This is a genomic window from Streptomyces natalensis ATCC 27448, from assembly GCF_000935125.1.
GTDB classification, from domain to species: Bacteria; Actinomycetota; Actinomycetes; order Streptomycetales; family Streptomycetaceae; genus Streptomyces; species Streptomyces natalensis.
The window spans coordinates 70,453-86,336 of sequence record NZ_JRKI01000005.1 but is presented as its reverse complement, the minus strand read 5'-3'; the positions used below and the strand labels follow the sequence as shown (position 1 = coordinate 86,336).

Sequence of the window (15,884 nt, the reverse complement as noted above, 5' to 3'; positions counted from 1 at the left end):
GTACGCCGCCTCGCCCACCCCGCGCCGACCAGCGGATTCCCGCGTTTTTCCCCGTTCAGCGAACAATGCCGCCAAACCTTCCGTGAACTGCGGCTTCGGGCTTCTTGTTCGGCAATTCCGTCCCACGGAGCGGGCCGACGGCAGGCGGATCTCCCCGGGGCCGTTAGGCTCGTGCTGCAACTCCAGACACCCATGAAGGAGACAACGTGCCGTCCATCGACGTCGTCGTAGCCCGCGAAATTCTCGACTCGCGAGGTAATCCCACGGTCGAGGTCGAGGTCGGCCTCGACGACGGCAGCACCGGCCGTGCCGCCGTGCCGTCCGGCGCCTCGACCGGTGCCTTCGAGGCCATCGAGCTCCGCGACGGTGACCCCAACCGCTACCTGGGCAAGGGCGTGGAGAAGGCCGTCCTGGCCGTCATCGAGCAGATCGGCCCGGAGCTCGTCGGCTACGACGCGACCGAGCAGCGGCTGATCGACCAGGCGATGTTCGACCTGGACGCGACCGACAACAAGGGCTCGCTCGGCGCCAACGCCATCCTGGGCGTCTCCCTGGCCGTCGCGCACGCCGCCTCCGAGGCCAGCGACCTGCCGCTGTTCCGCTACCTCGGCGGCCCGAACGCGCACGTCCTGCCCGTCCCGATGATGAACATCCTCAACGGCGGCTCGCACGCCGACTCCAACGTGGACATCCAGGAGTTCATGATCGCCCCGATCGGCGCGGAGTCCTTCTCCGAGGCGCTGCGCTGGGGCGCCGAGGTCTACCACACCCTCAAGAAGGTCCTGAAGGCCAAGGGCCTGGCCACCGGCCTGGGCGACGAGGGCGGCTTCGCCCCGAACCTCGGCTCCAACCGCGAGGCCCTGGACCTGATCCTGGAGGCCATCAAGGAGGCCGGTTACGCCCCCGGCCAGGACATCGCGCTGGCGCTGGACGTCGCCGCCTCCGAGTTCTACAAGGACGGCACCTACCAGTTCGAGGGCAAGAGCCGCTCGGCCGCCGAGATGACCGAGTACTACGAGGAGCTGGTGGCGGCCTACCCGCTGGTCTCCATCGAGGACCCGCTGTTCGAGGACGACTGGGCCGGCTGGAACGTCATCACCGAGAAGCTCGGCGCCAAGGTCCAGCTCGTCGGCGACGACCTCTTCGTCACCAACCCCGAGCGCCTCGCCCGCGGTATCGAGGAGAACTCCGCCAACGCCCTCCTGGTGAAGGTCAACCAGATCGGCTCGCTGACCGAGACCCTCGACGCCGTCGAGCTGGCCCAGCGCAACGGCTTCAAGTGCATGATGTCGCACCGCTCCGGTGAGACCGAGGACGTCACCATCGCCGACCTCGCCGTCGCCACCAACTGCGGCCAGATCAAGACCGGCGCCCCGGCCCGCTCCGAGCGCGTCGCCAAGTACAACCAGCTGCTGCGCATCGAGGAGATCCTCGACGACGCGGCGGTGTACGCGGGCCGCTCGGCCTTCCCCCGGTTTCGCTCTGCGAACCAGTAGGCACAGCAAGGGCTGATCGCCGGCCAGTCAGTCTTGCCCGCTTTGCACCCAAAGGCACAGTAGAAGAGCAAAGGCGTAGCGAAGCGAAGCGTCCCCGGCAACGGTCCCGTACCGTTGCCGGGGACGTACCTGCTTCGGCCAGTGGAGGGAAGGCGACGTGCCCGCGGACCGGTTCTCGACCGCGACCCGACTCAAGGCGCTCGGCGAACAGGCGGCCGCCCGGGTCTACCGCGCCCGCCGGCCCCGCCGCAGCCGCCTCACCGGCCGCGCCGCGCTGCTGGCCCTGGTGACCTGCTCGCTGGTCGTCGCGCTCGCCTGGCCGATAAAGCAGTACGTCTCCCAGCGCTCGGACATCGCCGCCCAGCGCCGTAAGGCCGAGCACGCGGCCCGGATGCTGAACGAACTGCGCGACCAGAAGGCCCGCTGGCAGGATCCCGCCTATGTGAAGCAGCAGGCCCGCCGCCAGCTCCACTACGTCATGCCGGGCGAAACCGGCTTTATCGTCCAGGACGGTTCCGGCGACGCCCCCGCGAAGCGGACACCACGGGCCGCGCGGCGTCCCTGGTACGAGACCCTGTGGGCCGGTGCGCACGAGCCGGGCCGGCCGGGCCGTCGCTAGCCGCCGTACTGTCGAGAACGGGGAGCGCCCTCCCCGCCACCCACCTCACCACCGAAAGCGCACATGGACACCGCCCCGCCCCAGACCGAGCCCACCGAGCCCACCGCCGCGGACATCGCCGCCTTCAAGGAGCAGCTGGGCCGCCCGCCGCGCGGTCTGCGCGCCATCGCGCACCGCTGCCCGTGCGGGCAGCCGGACGTCGTCGAGACGGCGCCCCGCCTGGAGGACGGCACCCCCTTCCCCACGCTCTACTACCTGACCTGCCCGCGTGCGGCCTCGGCGATCGGCACGCTGGAGGCCAATGGCGTGATGAAGGAGATGTCCGAGCGGCTCGCGACCGACCCGGAGCTGGCCGCCGCCTACCGCGCGGCCCACGAGGACTACATCCGGCGCCGGGACGCCATCGAGGTGCTGGCGGGCTTCCCGAGCGCGGGCGGGATGCCCGACCGGGTCAAGTGCCTGCACGTCCTGGTCGGCCACTCGCTCGCGGCCGGTCCCGGCGTCAATCCGCTGGGCGACGAGGCCATCGCCATGCTCCCGGAGTGGTGGCGCAAGGGCCCGTGCGTGAGCCCCTGCCAGGACGCCCCCGAAGGATCCGAAGGAGACGCCAAGTGAAGCGGGTCGCCGCCATCGACTGCGGTACGAACTCGATCCGGCTGCTGGTCGCCGACCTGGACCCGGAGTCCGGTGAGCTCAAGGAGCTGGACCGCCGGATGCAGATCGTCCGGCTGGGCCAGGGCGTCGACCGGACCGGCCGGCTGGCCCCGGAGGCGCTGGAGCGCACCTTCGCGGCCTGCCGCGAGTACGCCGCCCTCATCAAGAACCTCGGCGCCGAACAGCTGCGCTTCGTGGCCACCTCCGCCTCCCGGGACGCCGAGAACCGCGAGGACTTCGTCCGCGGTGTGGTCGACATCCTGGGCGTCGAGCCCGAGGTGATCACCGGCGACCAGGAGGCCGCGTTCTCGTACCACGGCGCCACCAGGGAGCTGGAGGGCCGCGACGACGTGCCGCCGCCCTATCTCGTCGTGGACATCGGCGGCGGCTCCACCGAATTCGTCCTGGGCAACGAGGCGGTGCGGGCCGCCCGCTCGGTCGACATCGGCTGCGTCCGGATGACCGAACGCCATCTCGTCCAGGGCGGCCACGCCCGCCCGTCTCCCGGCCACCGCCCCTCGACGAGTGCTTCGCACGCCCCTCTCACCGACCCGCCCGCCCCCGAGCAGATCGCCGCCATCAAGGCCGATATCGCGCGGGCCCTGGACCACGCCGAGGAAGCGGTGCCGCTGTCCGAGGCGACCACCCTCGTCGGACTGGCCGGATCCGTCACCACGGTCGCCGCCCTCGCCCTGGGCCTCGACCGCTACGACTCCGCGGCCATCCACCACTCGCGCATCTCCCTCGCCCAGGTCCGCGCCATCACCGAGGGCCTGCTCGCCTCCACGCACGCCGAACGCGCCGCCAGCCCCGTCATGCACCCGGGCCGTGTCGACGTGATCGCCGCGGGCGCCCTCGTCCTGCTGACGATCATGGAACGGGTGGGGGCCGAGGAGGTCGTGGTCAGCGAGCACGACATCCTGGACGGCATTGCCTGGAGCCTCGTCTGAGGCACGCGCGCCGCACCACGGGCCGGCCCCGGCGAACGACGGCCGGGGCTCGGTGCTCGGGTGCTGCTTGCGCCCTGTCCACCTCCCTGTCGGCCCCTCGTCGGCCGTGCCGAAACGGGTGGTATCGCCCTGCCGGAAAGGCCGGCAACGCCCTCTGCCGCCGCGGCTTTTGAGCGGGACGGGCGCCGTCTGAGCGGCTTTCAGGGGGCTTTGGAGGCGGTGCGGCAAGGGTCCGGGAAAAAAGTTCGTGAAATCCTTCACATGAAAATCCCGCCTCAGGGCTGAAGATCTCGGCTGCGAGGCCCTCATTCGAAGGTCCTGCATCCGCTCGACCCGGACGATGGGCGGCTGCGGGCGCGATATGGACGGGCATCCACGGGGTGTCCGGGGCCCGGCCCAAGGCCCGCAATCCCTGATCAGCGGGGTGCTCAATGCCTCGCGATACACCGTGGTTCCCGTTTCGCGCTATGGCGTCGGTCACGAAGCCGGCGGAGTGTAGCAGACACCCCCGAGGGTCTTGTGAAGGGGCTCACGAGCGACCCCCCATGTGGGGGTGGATACTCGATTGCATGAGCACCACGGAGCGTCCCAGGATCCTCGTAGTAGGCGGTGGGTACGTAGGCCTGTACGCAGCTCGGCGCATTCTCAAGAAGATGCGCTACGGCGAGGCGACCGTCACGGTCGTCGACCCGCGGTCGTACATGACCTACCAGCCCTTCCTCCCCGAAGCCGCCGCCGGCAGCATCTCCCCCCGGCACGTCGTCGTCCCGCTGCGGCGCGTCCTGCCCAAGGCGGAGGTCCTCACCGGCCGGGTCACCACCATCGATCAGGACCGCAAGGTCGCCACCGTCGCCCCGCTGGTCGGTGAGGCGTACGAGCTGCCCTTCGACTACCTGGTCATCGCGCTGGGTGCGGTCTCGCGCACCTTCCCGATCCCCGGCCTGGCCGAGAACGGCATCGGTATGAAGGGCGTGGAGGAGGCCATCGGCCTGCGCAACCACGTTCTGGAGCAGCTGGACAAGGCCGACTCGACGACCGACGAGGATGTCCGCCGCAAGGCGCTGACCTTCGTCTTCGTCGGCGGTGGCTTCGCGGGTGCGGAGTCCATCGGCGAGGTCGAGGACATGGCCCGCGACGCCGCCAAGTACTACAAGAACGTCAAGCGCGAAGACATGCGCTTCCTGCTGGTCGACGTCGCCGACAAGATCCTCCCCGAGGTCGGCCCCAAGCTCGGTGCCTACGGCAAGGAGCACCTTGAGGGCCGCGGCGTCGAGGTCTACCTCAAGACCGGCATGGACTCCTGCGTCGACGGCCACGTCAAGCTGAACAACGGCCTTGAGGTCGACTCCAACACCATCGTGTGGACCGCCGGCGTCAAGCCCAACCCGGCGCTGGCCCGCTACGGCCTGCCGCTGGGCCCGCGCGGCCACGTCGACACCGCCGCCACCCTCCAGGTGCAGGGCACCGACTACATCTGGGCCGCGGGCGACAACGCCCAGGTTCCGGACATGGTCGGCCGCAAGAACGGCAACGAGAACGCCTGGTGCCCGCCGAACGCCCAGCACGCGCTGCGGCAGGCCAAGGTCCTCGGCGACAACGTGATCTCCGGTATGCGGGGCTTCCCGCAGAAGGAGTACAGCCACGCCAACAAGGGTGCGGTCGCCGGTCTGGGCCTGCACAAGGGCGTCGCGATGATCGTCATGGGCAAGGTGAAGATCAAGCTCAAGGGCCGTCTGGCCTGGTACATGCACCGCGCGTACCACGGCATGGCGATGCCGACGTTCAACCGCAAGATCCGGGTCTTCGCCGACTGGACGCTGGCGATGTTCCTCAAGCGTGAGGTCGTCTCGCTCGGCGCCATGGAGAACCCCCGCGAGGAGTTCTACGAGGCGGCCAAGCCGGCCCCCGCCCCCGCGGCGGCTTCCTCCGGCGACAAGCCGAAGGCCAAGGCCAGCTGATTTCACGGCCGGGTACTCCGGCTGGCCCGAAGGGCGTCCGCCATCCGTGGGGCGGGCGCCCTTCGGCATGTCCGGGGGCGTGTCCGCACTGGCGCAAACCGGCCGTTGTGCGGTTCTCTTACGTGCGAACGGGACTAAATGGGCGGCCACTTGGCGTTTACGTGGCGGGTGAAACTTCTTCGCCCGACCGGCCGAATGGCCGGGTGCCCACTCGTGAACACGGAGGTGCGACATGGCCGACGCCGCTGGACGGCTCACCAAGCTCGCCGAGGAGGTGCTGGGGGCCCGGCTCCCGGTCCGTATCCGCGCCTGGGACCGCAGCGAGGCCGGCCCGCCGGGGGCACCCGTACTCGTCTTCCGCAACCGCCGGGCGCTGCGCCGACTGCTGTTCAAGCCCGGTGAGCTGGGCCTGGCCCGCGGCTGGGTGGCCGGTGACCTCGACATCGAAGGCGATCTCTACGAGGCGCTGGACCTGCTCGCCGGGATGATCTGGGAGCGCCCGGAACCGGCCGCCCCGCCGCGGCGGGCCGCCGTCCTGCGCTCCCTGGCCCGCCCGGAGATCCGCGCCGCGGCCAGGGAAATACTGTCCCTGGTCGGGCTTCCCCTGCCGCCCGCCCCGCCCGCCGAGGAGGCGCGGCCCCGCCGCGGTCCGCTGCACACCCTGCGCAGCGACCGGCGGGCCATCAGCCACCACTACGACGTCGGCAACGACTTCTACGAGCTGGTGCTGGGCCCGTCGATGGTCTATTCGTGCGCGTACTGGGAGAGCCCGCAGGCCACCCTGGAGGAGGCCCAGCACGACAAGCTCGACCTGATCTGCCGCAAGCTCGGCCTGAAGGAGGGCCAGCGGCTGCTGGACGTGGGCTGCGGCTGGGGCTCGATGGTGCTGCACGCCGCCCGCACCTACGGTGTACGGGCCGTCGGCATCACCCTCTCCGAGGAGCAGGCGGCCTACGCCCGTAAGCGCGTCGCCGACGCCGGGCTCACCGACCGGATCGAGATCCGGGTGCAGGACTACCGCGAGATCCGCGACGACCCGTTCGATGCGGTCTCCTCCATCGGGATGGCGGAGCATGTCGGCCGGGACCGGTACGCGGAGTATGCGAGCGCCCTGTACGCCCTGCTGCGGCCCGGCGGGCGGCTGCTCAACCACCAGATCGCGCGGCGGCCGCTGGCCGACGAGGAGACCTACCGCGTCGATGAGTTCATCGACCGCTATGTCTTCCCCGACGGTGAGCTGTCGCCCGTCGGGCGGACCACCGGAGCCCTGGAGGACGCGGGCTTCGAGGTGCGCGATGTGGAGGCGCTCCGGGAGCACTATGCGCTGACGCTGCGGCAGTGGGTCGCCAATCTGGAACGGCACTGGGACCGGGCGGCGCGGCTCGCCTCGCCGGGCCGGGCCCGGGTGTGGCGGCTGTACATGGCCGCCTCGGCGCTGTCGTTCGAGCGCAACCGCATAGGGGTCAACCAGGTGCTGGCCGTCCGCACGCCGCAGGCCGGGGAGTCCGGGATGCCGCTGCGGGCGCGGGACTGGCGGGCCTGAGGGGAGCGGCGCCGCAGTACGAGGGCCCCGGGACCGTGCGTGGTCCCGGGGCCCTCGGCCGCTGCTCCGCCGCTACTCCGCCTTGATCGCGGCCAGCATGTTCAGCCGTGCCGCCCGGCGCGCCGGCCACAGCGCGGCCAGGACGCCGACCACCGCGGCCACGCCCAGGAACAGGCCCATCCGGCCCCACGGCAGCACCAGTTCGTACGTCGGCAGCTGGCCCGTAGCCTTGATCAGCTCACCGGTCGCCCAGCCGAAGAAGACACCCAGGCCGATGCCGAGCACCCCGCCGAAGAGCGAGATCACCAGTGACTCCAGGCGGACCATGCGCTTGATGTTGCGGCGGTCCAGGCCGATGGCGCGCAGCATGCCGATCTCCTGGGAGCGTTCGAACACCGACATCGCCAGGGTGTTGACCACGCCGAGCACCGCGACGATCACGGCCATGGCCAGCAGGCCGTAGAGCATGTTCAGCATCAGCGTGATCATCTTCGCGATGCCGTCGGAGACGTCCTTCTTGTCCGCGATGGTGATCGCCGGGTTCTTTCCGAGGGCGTCGACCAGGGAGTCCTTGGTCTCGGCGGTCGCGCCGTGCTGCGTCTTGACCATCACCTGCATATCGGTGACGTGCTTCTGGTGCGGGGCGAGGGTGGCGTTGTCGAGGACGATGCCCTGGAACATTTCGCTGCTCTTGTAGACACCCGCGACGGTGAGCGTGCCGCTCTTGCCGTCCTCGAAGGTCACCGGGAGCCGGGAGCCCGGGTGCCAGCCCTTCGCCTTGGCGAGGCTGTCGTCCACGACGGCGCGGCCGCCGCCGAGGGTGCCGAGGGCGCCCTCGGTGAAGTCGAGCCGGGCGAGCTTGCCGAAGTCCTTGCCGTTGACGCCGGTCAGGTACGCGGTGTCGGTGCCGATGCGGGAGGCGGAGTTGCGCAGCGGGCTGGAGGCGGTGACCTCGTGCAGACCGGCGAGCTTCTTCGCCACGTCGGGGGAGAGCGGCGTCCGGTTCGCCATGGAGACCACATAGTCGGCCTTCAGCGAGGCGGTGGCCATCTTGTCGACGGCCTGCTGGACGCTGCCCGCGACCACCGTCATACCGGTGATCAGCAGCAGCCCGATCGTCAGCGCCGAGGCCGTGGCGGCCGTCCGCCGCGGGTTGCGGACCGCGTTCTGCCGGGCGAGCTTGCCGGAGATCCCGAAGAGCCGCAGCACAGGGGCGGCCAGCGCGATCAGCGGACGGGACAGCAGCGGCGTCAGGACCAGCACGCCGGTCACCAGCAGGGCCGTGCCGAGGCCCATGGTGACCCTGCCGTCGGACATCCCGGTGGCGACCAGCACCGCGGCCGTACCGGCACCGGCGAGGAGCGCACCGATGGTGTTGCGGACCACCAGCGATGTGGTGGTGGCGGTGGCGTGCACGCTGTTCATCGCGGCGACCGGCGGGATCTTCGCGGCGCGGCGGCCGGGCAGCCACGCGGCCAGGACCGTGACGACGATGCCGACCAGCAGCGCTGTCAGGACCGTGGACGGCGCGACCACCAGCGGGCCGTCGGGCATCTTGGCGCCGGTGGCGCCCATCAGGGCACGCAGTCCGGCGCCGATGCCTATGCCGGTCAGCAGGCCGGTCACCGCGGCCACCGCACCGACCACGAGCGCCTCGGTCAGCACCGAGCGGGTGACCTGGCGGCGGCTGGCGCCGACGGCGCGCAGCAGCGCCAGTTCCTTGGTGCGCTGGGCGACCAGCATGGTGAAGGTGTTGGCGATGATGAAGACCCCGACGAAGAGGGCGACACCGGCGAAGGCCAGCAGGCCGCTCTTCATGCCGTCCATGCTCTGGGCGATGAACTTCGCCTGCTCGTCGGCGAGTTCACGGCCCGTGGTGGCCGTCGCGCCCTCCTTGGGCAGGATCTTGTCGACCGCGCTCTTCAGGGCCGCCTGGGACGTGCCGGGCGCGGCCTTGATGTCGATCTCGCCGAACTCACCGGGCGCCGTGAACAGCTTCTGGGCGGTGGTGGTGTCGAACAGCGCGAGGCTGCCGCCGGCCGCGACGGCACCGTCGTCGGTGGTGAAGATGCCGGTCAGCTTCTGCTTGCGGACCGGTCCGTCGACGGATATCCGGACGGTGTCTCCGACCTTGTAGCCGGCCCGGTCGGCGGTGTGGGCGTCCAGCGCGAACTGGCCGGGGCCCTTGGGGGCGGCGCCGTCCCGCATCGGATAGCGGGCGTCCTTGCCGTCGGCGCCGGGGAAGTAGTTGCTGCCGCTGGTCGAGAAGCCGTCGCCGATCAGCTTGCCGCTCTTGTCCGCGATGGCGGTGAAGCCGGAGACGGTGCCGGTGGCGGAGGCGGCGCCGGGCAGGCGGGCGGACTCGTCGAGGAGCTTGCGGTCCAGCGGGGAGCGCGCGCCGGGAGCGCGGTCGGCGCCGTCGGGCGCGTGCCGCTGGATGGCCACGTCGACGTTGTCGAAGCCCTTGCGGGAGCTGGTCTGGAGCGCGTCGGAGACGGTCGAGGTGAAGACCAGGGTGCCGACGACGAAGGCCACGCCGAGCATCACGGCGAGCACGGTCATCAGCAGCCGGGCCTTGTGCGCAAGCACATTGCGCAGGGCGGTGCGGAACATGAGTGGGTCAGTCCTGGGGGAGAGGTCCGGAGTACAGGTGGCTGCTGAGGGTCAGCTGGTGCGGCCCTTGGCGTCGAAAGCGGGGGTCTGGGGGGAACCCCCGGAAAAACGCAGCATGCGGTCGAGCACCATGTCGGCGGTCGGGTCGGCCATGTCGTCGACGATCCGGCCGTCGGCCAGGAAGACCACCCGGTCCGCATACGAGGCGGCGACCGGGTCATGGGTCACCATCACCACCGTCTGCCCCAGCTCGCGCACCGAGTTGCGCAGAAAGCCCAGGACCTCGGCGCCGGAGCGCGAGTCGAGGTTTCCGGTCGGCTCGTCCGCGAAGATGATCTCGGGCCGGGAGGCCAGTGCGCGGGCCACCGCGACGCGCTGCTGCTGGCCGCCGGACAGCTGGGCGGGGCGGTGCTTGAGGCGGCCGCCCAGGCCGACGGTCTCCACCACGCGGTCGAGCCAGGCGCGGTCCGGCTTACGGCCCGCGATGTCCATCGGCAGGGTGATGTTCTCCAGCGCGGTCAGCGTGGGCAGCAGGTTGAACGCCTGGAATATGAAGCCGATCTTGTCGCGGCGCAGCTGGGTGAGCTTCTTGTCCTTCAGCCCGGTCAGCTCCGTCTCGCCGATCCGGGCCGAGCCGCCGGAGATCGAGTCCAGTCCGGCCATGCAGTGCATCAGCGTCGACTTGCCGGAACCGGACGGACCCATGATCGCGGTGAACTCGGACTGCCGGAAGGCGACGGACACGGCGTCCAGGGCGACCACCTGGGTCTCGCCCTGACCGTAGACCTTGGTGAGATCCGTGGCACGGGCGGCCACCGCGGTGGCGCGGGTGGCGGTGGCGACGCCGGAGGGGGTGGTGGTCACGGGGTGGAGCTCCTGTCGGGACGAGGGACCATCGGATCCGCGGCGGCCGGGCGGGCCGGGGAATGCGGACCTTTCCATCGTGGGACAGGACGCCGGTGCGAACGTCAACCCGTGTGACCGTCCTGGGGCCAGCCCTGGGGTGTACGGGCCCCCTTGGCCGGTCATCCCTGGGGAGGAGACGGCCCCTGAGACGGCCCGTCGAAGGGGGACGGCGAGTTTCCGTCAATTCGGGCCTGAATTCCCTTGCGCCGGTGCCTCGCCAAAGCTGGGCCTCAGGCATGTGCCGTAGGCGTGTACCGGGCACTGATGCACCCTCAGTTGCCAATAAAATAAGACAACCTCGGAGTGAGTGGCCGATGGGTGTGGTGCGCTGCGGGCTACGCTCGTGCTGCCCTCTTTGAGGTGGCATGGGGGACCCCAGGCCCGGGTGGTGGAATGCAGACACGGCGAGCTTAAACCTCGCTGGCCTACGGGCCGTGCCGGTTCAAGTCCGGCTCCGGGCACAGCGCACATTCCTTTTTATTTGAACATTCGACCGAATGTAATTCCCGTCTGCCGCACCGGTGAACGGAATCCCGGGTTCCGCGGGCGCGAGCGGCGAGGGAGCGGCCGGCCGGCGCTGCATCGGCCGACGCGGGAGCAGCGCCGGATGTCGTGATGCGGCCAATGCTCCCGACTGCCAACTCTTCGCCCTGTTCGGGGAGTTGACGCCCCGTGTTGACGTCCCGTGCTGACGCTCCGTGTTGACGCCCGGTACGGCCGGGGCCGCCGGCAACCGCCGACGGCCCCGCACACGTACGCCCGACGCTCCGCTCACCGCTCCACGAGCGCGAACAGACCCTCCCAGCGGGCGACAATCTCCTCGGCGGAGAACCGCTGAATGTTTTCCCGGGCCGCCGTGCCCATCGCGTCCCGAAGCTCCTTGTCGGAGATCAGGGTGTCGAGATGGCGGGCGAATTCGGCGATATTGCCCGGAGGCGCAAGGAATCCGTCCTCGCCGTCCGTGATGATCTCGCGGACCCCCGGCGCCACATCGAAGGCCACACAGGGCACGCCCGTCGCCATCGCCTCCATGGGGGCCAGCGGGAAGCCCTCGCCCCGCGAACTCAGCGCGAAGACCGCGCTCTCGCGCAGCGCACCCGGCACATCGCTCGTGCGGCCCATCCAGGCGACGGAGGCGGCCACGCCCAGTTCCGCGGCCAGTTTGCGCAGCGCTTCCTCCTCCTCGCCGGAGCCGTAGATCCGCAGCGTCCAGTCCGGATGCTGCGGCGCGACCTGGGCCCATGCCTCCAGCAGCAGGTCGACGCCCTTCTCCTCGTGCAGCCGGCCGATGCTGACCACACAGCGGGCGGACCGGTCCGAGGGCACCTCCGGGAAGAAGGGGAGCGGGTTGGGCATGAAGCCGACGTTGTCCATGCGCTGGCGGATCCAGAGGTCGGCGTCCTCCCGAGTGAGCGGCAGCATCCGGTCGACGTCCTTGTAGAACCGCTTGACCCGCTCGAAACGCGACGACTTCCGGCAGGTCGCGAACGACTCATGGCTCATCCCGATCACCGTCAGCCCGGCGGTGTCGGCCAGCGCCACCCACTCCATCGCCCACACCTGGGTGACGATCACCACGCCACCCGGCCGCGCGGCCCGGAACAGCGCGGTCATCTTGGCCGCCTGCTCGTGCATCTCGGCCTCCCGGGCGGCCCGGCGGCGCTGTTCGACGACGTTGAGCTTGTCCTTGAGGCCGCGTACGGGCCGGACGGTGGGCGGATGCTCGGCGTAGAGCGTGGTGGTGCGGTACGGGATGTCGTCGGCCAGCTCGTGGACGCGGCCCTCGGGGGGCGGCACGATGCCGATGACGTGCACCCGGTGGCCGCGCTCACTGAACAGCCGCGCCATCTGGTGCGACCAGCTCGTGATGCCGCCCATCTCGTTGACGCTGTTGGAGACGAAGAAGATGTCCCGCGGCTGGTCCCCGTACTTGTTCATCGACGTCTCCATCAACGCCTCCAGTGCGCGAAAAACTGATCGACGATGCTCTTCGCCGCGTCACCGCGGTCGTATTCGCCGAATTCGGCCACGAACTCCCGGCGGGCCGCCGCATATTCCAGGGCCTGGGTGTCGAACGACTTGAGGGTCTCGTAGAAGTCGTCCTCGCTGCGGACCACCGGCCCCGGTGCATGCTCCAGCAGATCGAAGTAGGTGCCGCGGCCCTCGTGGACGTACTCGTCGTAGTCGTAGGTGAAGAACACCAACGGCCGGTCCAGCAGCGCATAGTCGAACATCACCGAGGAATAGTCGGTGATCAGCCCGTCGGCCAGGGCCAGGATCGGCGTCACATCATGCCGCGCCGAGACATCGATGACGGTGCCCTCCACGGTCGGCGGCAGCACCACATGGTTGAGATAGTGCGAGCGGACCAGAAGGACATAGCGGTCGCCGAATTGCTCCGCGAAACGCTCCACGTCGAAGGGCAGGACGAAACGGCCGTGCCGGCCGCCCGCCTTGCGGAACGTCGGCGCGTACAGCAGCACGGTCTTCTCGTCCGGAATCCCCAGCTCCGCGGCCAGTTCGCCCCGTTCGCGCCGCCCCAGCTCCGCTTCCCGCTGCCGGGTCCGCACCAGGGCGTCATTGCGCGGATATCCCACCCGCAGCAGCGTCTTCTCCGGGAGCCGGAACGCCTTGGCGAGGGTGCGCACATCGTGCTCGGAACGGATCAGAAAGCGGTCGAAGCGGTCCAGCGATTGCTGCTGCTCGGCCTGCTGCTGCCGGGTCTGTGCCTTCAGCGACGGCTGGTCGAAACCCATCTTCTTCAGCGCCGAACCGTGCCACGTCTGCACATATGTGGTCTCCGGCCGCTTGCTGAGCTTGAGCGGATAGCTCTGGTTGTCCACCCAGAACTCCGCCTGCGCCAGCGCCTTGAGATACGGCAGCGACCAGCGCTTGACGAGCGTGGCCTCCTTCGGGAAATCCTTCGGGCTTCCGCTGTACGACCAGATGGCCTCGAAGTCCAGGCCCTGCCGGCGCATTTCCTCGTAGATCGCCCGGGGGCTGTCGCTGTACTGCTTGCCCAGGTGGCTTTCGAAGACCACCGTCCGCTTCCTGACCGGCAGCCGGCTGAACACCTCGTGATACACCCGGAGTTTGCTGTCACCGGACGTCACCTTTTTGCGCAGCGCCTTCGCCTTGCGGTAGCCGGTCTTGGCGAGCGTCCCCGGCTTTCCGCGCACTCCGCGGGCGATCAGCTGCTGCACCCGCTCCGCCTGACGGCTCTCGCTGACCAGGCGGAACGCCAGATGCCCGCGGGCCGAGACATGCGGTTCGAGATGGTCGGCGACCATCCGCGTCAGCCGCGGGCGCACCGGGAGCGGCCCGCCCGACAGCGCGGTGTCGGCGACCGTGAGCCGGGTCGTGGTGGACACGCCGTCCACGTCCAGGACCAGCCGTACGTCCCAGATGGTGTCGACGATGCCCAGCGGGCGCAGCTTCGCGCCGAGGTCGACGGCGGCCTCCCAGTGGACGGTGTCGCCGTCGTGGCGCAGCGCGCGTACAGGAAAGGCGAAGGACTGGAGGCTGCGCCGACGGGCGCTGAATTCCAGCCGGCCGGTCAGCCGGGCGCCCGGCGAAATGACCCCGAGTGGATTGGTGATCCGCCCCGCCAGCCGCAGGGCGCCGCCGGACGCCGCGCCGGACTCCTCGAAGCGGGTGAGCTGATTGCGCAGGAAAAGCTTGTCGACCGGCTTCTCATGGTACCCGGCGTCGGTCACATCCAGCACACCGCGGCCGAACTCGTCGTCGAAATGCCCGCCGCACCAGTAGATCCGCCCGTCGCGCTCGGCCAGCGGCGAGGAGAGCTTGTCGCGGTTGGTGAGGGTGTCGACCGCCGGGATCAGGTTGTCCCAGTCGCCCTGCTGGAGCAGATAGGCGCAGATGGCCTGGATCGGCTGCACCCGCGCATACGCCTCGGGGGAGATACCGGCCAGATACTCGCGGGACAGTTCGGCGAATTCCTGGCGGTAGGACTCGTCCCGGAACGGCAGATCCCGCAGATGCAGAACGAGATCGTGCTTGAGGAATTTGACGTCCTTGGCGAGCCTTATATCGTCCAGCCCGCGCGCTGCCAGCAGCGCATCGATACGCCGGTGAATTTCCAGCCGGTGCTCGTAGTTGGTCATTTCGTGCCGGCGGTTCGTCACCGATTTCACGGCGCCCCGCTCATGCACGTGCCAGAAATAGACCTGATTGGGAATCAGGGTGATGCGGCGGGCCGCGAGGTACGCGTCCGCGATGAACATCAGGTCCTCGTAGAACATTCCCTTGGGGAAGCGCAGATCATTCTCGACGAGGAATTCGCGGCGGTAGCACTTGTTGGTGGAGAGGGTGTCCCAGACGAAAAGGTCGGGAAGTTCGGTGACCGACTCCAGGGTGCGCGTGGTGGAGTAGAGCCAGGCGTACCACTCGTCGCGCTTCTGGTTTCGGGTGTCCTTGTGCAGCCGTACGCACAGCCCGGAGACGATGTCCGAACCGGTCTCCTCGGCGGCCTCCAGCATATTCCGGCAGGCATTGAGCTCCAGTACGTCGTCGCTGTCCAGGAACATGACGTACTTACCGGTGGTGTGCTGAATTCCGGCGTTACGCGGTTCGCCTCCCGCGCCGCTGTTCTCCGGTAGCTGGAAGGCTCTCACCCGCTCGGGGTGCGTGGCCGCGAGACGTTGTGCCACTTCGAAAGAACGGTCGGTGCTGCAATCGTCGACGATCACCACCTCGACGTCCCGGAGCGTTTGATCCAGTACGGACTGGACAGCGGTCGGCAACCGGTCGGCGTCGTTGTAGACAATGACGACTACTGAGACGTCAGGCACAGGCACCTCAACCCTCTTTCGCTACTGTTTCCCGCCAGAATAGACCTGTCTGCACCCTTGTTCGCAGACCGTCCGCACTCGGGCCGATACGGACGGTGATCGCCTCGGCGCGCGACGCGTCCACCTGTCAGGGCAGGTTCCGGCTGCCAGGGAAGACGGTTGCCACTGCGTCCGGGTTGCTTCTCCAGGCGTAACGCTCGTCTCATTGAGGCGTCACATCCCGCCGTTCACAGCGGCGTTCACACACATTCCCTGTACGGTTCTTGTCCCGTTCATATGTCTCATTTACCTGGGCCGTTCATCCGCTCGCATATTCACCGGATTCCACGGAATG

The 15,884-nt window shown here is 69.3% G+C and carries 10 protein-coding genes and 1 tRNA gene; 7 read left to right on the top strand and 4 right to left on the bottom strand.

Annotated elements, in window-relative coordinates; all coding sequences use genetic code 11:
• The first annotated feature begins 206 nt into the window (after positions 1-206).
• The 6 genes from eno to SNA_RS04145 all read left to right on the top strand — a co-directional run bounded on the left by eno (position 207) and on the right by SNA_RS04145 (position 7,220).
• On the top strand, positions 207-1,496 hold the full coding sequence (gene eno / locus SNA_RS04170) for a phosphopyruvate hydratase (protein WP_030073199.1): 1,290 nt from the start codon (positions 207-209) through the stop codon (positions 1,494-1,496).
• A gap of 157 nt (positions 1,497-1,653) precedes the next feature.
• A complete protein-coding gene (locus tag SNA_RS04165; RefSeq protein ID WP_030073200.1) occupies positions 1,654-2,115 on the top strand; it encodes an FtsB family cell division protein in 462 nt (153 codons plus the stop codon).
• Positions 2,116-2,178: 63 nt separating this feature from the next.
• Positions 2,179-2,730 carry a DUF501 domain-containing protein gene (locus SNA_RS04160; RefSeq protein WP_030073201.1) on the top strand — a complete coding sequence of 184 codons (552 nt, stop codon included), beginning with the start codon at positions 2,179-2,181 and terminating at the stop codon, positions 2,728-2,730.
• Positions 2,727-3,719 (top strand): Ppx/GppA phosphatase family protein, encoded by a 993-nt coding sequence (locus SNA_RS04155; RefSeq protein WP_044363284.1) that lies wholly within the window; start codon positions 2,727-2,729, stop codon positions 3,717-3,719. Before SNA_RS04160 ends, SNA_RS04155 begins: the two co-directional genes overlap by 4 nt.
• A gap of 569 nt (positions 3,720-4,288) precedes the next feature.
• On the top strand, positions 4,289-5,677 hold the full coding sequence (locus SNA_RS04150; protein ID WP_044363281.1) for an NAD(P)/FAD-dependent oxidoreductase: 1,389 nt from the start codon (positions 4,289-4,291) through the stop codon (positions 5,675-5,677).
• A 232-nt stretch (positions 5,678-5,909) separates the two neighbouring features.
• On the top strand, positions 5,910-7,220 hold the full coding sequence (locus tag SNA_RS04145; RefSeq protein ID WP_044363279.1) for an SAM-dependent methyltransferase: 1,311 nt from the start codon (positions 5,910-5,912) through the stop codon (positions 7,218-7,220).
• Positions 7,221-7,292: 72 nt separating this feature from the next.
• Here SNA_RS04145 and SNA_RS04140 read toward each other — a convergent pair whose 3' ends face one another.
• Entirely contained in the window at positions 7,293-9,833 is a 2,541-nt protein-coding gene (locus tag SNA_RS04140; RefSeq protein ID WP_030073209.1) for an ABC transporter permease, read from the bottom strand.
• A gap of 51 nt (positions 9,834-9,884) precedes the next feature.
• On the bottom strand, positions 9,885-10,697 hold the full coding sequence (locus tag SNA_RS04135; protein WP_044363275.1) for an ABC transporter ATP-binding protein: 813 nt from the start codon (positions 10,695-10,697) through the stop codon (positions 9,885-9,887).
• A 421-nt stretch (positions 10,698-11,118) separates the two neighbouring features.
• Between SNA_RS04135 and SNA_RS04130 the strand changes: the two genes are divergently transcribed.
• Positions 11,119-11,200 (top strand) — tRNA-Leu (locus tag SNA_RS04130).
• Positions 11,201-11,510: 310 nt separating this feature from the next.
• Here the strand turns inward: SNA_RS04130 and SNA_RS04125 are convergent.
• Positions 11,511-12,677 carry a glycosyltransferase gene (locus tag SNA_RS04125; RefSeq protein WP_030068057.1) on the bottom strand — a complete coding sequence of 389 codons (1,167 nt, stop codon included), beginning with the start codon at positions 12,675-12,677 and terminating at the stop codon, positions 11,511-11,513.
• An 11-nt stretch (positions 12,678-12,688) separates the two neighbouring features.
• Positions 12,689-15,550 carry a bifunctional glycosyltransferase/CDP-glycerol:glycerophosphate glycerophosphotransferase gene (locus tag SNA_RS04120; RefSeq protein ID WP_198534980.1) on the bottom strand — a complete coding sequence of 954 codons (2,862 nt, stop codon included), beginning with the start codon at positions 15,548-15,550 and terminating at the stop codon, positions 12,689-12,691.
• Between the last annotated feature and the right edge of the window lie 334 nt (positions 15,551-15,884).

Coding starts and splice junctions, on each gene's coding strand:
- SNA_RS04145 (WP_044363279.1), top strand. CDS start 5,910: ATGGCCGACGCCGCTGGACGGCTCACCAAGCTCGCCGAGGAGGTGCTG.
- SNA_RS04150 (WP_044363281.1), top strand. CDS start 4,289: ATGAGCACCACGGAGCGTCCCAGGATCCTCGTAGTAGGCGGTGGGTAC.
- SNA_RS04160 (WP_030073201.1), top strand. CDS start 2,179: ATGGACACCGCCCCGCCCCAGACCGAGCCCACCGAGCCCACCGCCGCG.
- SNA_RS04140 (WP_030073209.1), bottom strand. CDS start 9,833: ATGTTCCGCACCGCCCTGCGCAATGTGCTTGCGCACAAGGCCCGGCTG.
- SNA_RS04125 (WP_030068057.1), bottom strand. CDS start 12,677: ATGAACAAGTACGGGGACCAGCCGCGGGACATCTTCTTCGTCTCCAAC.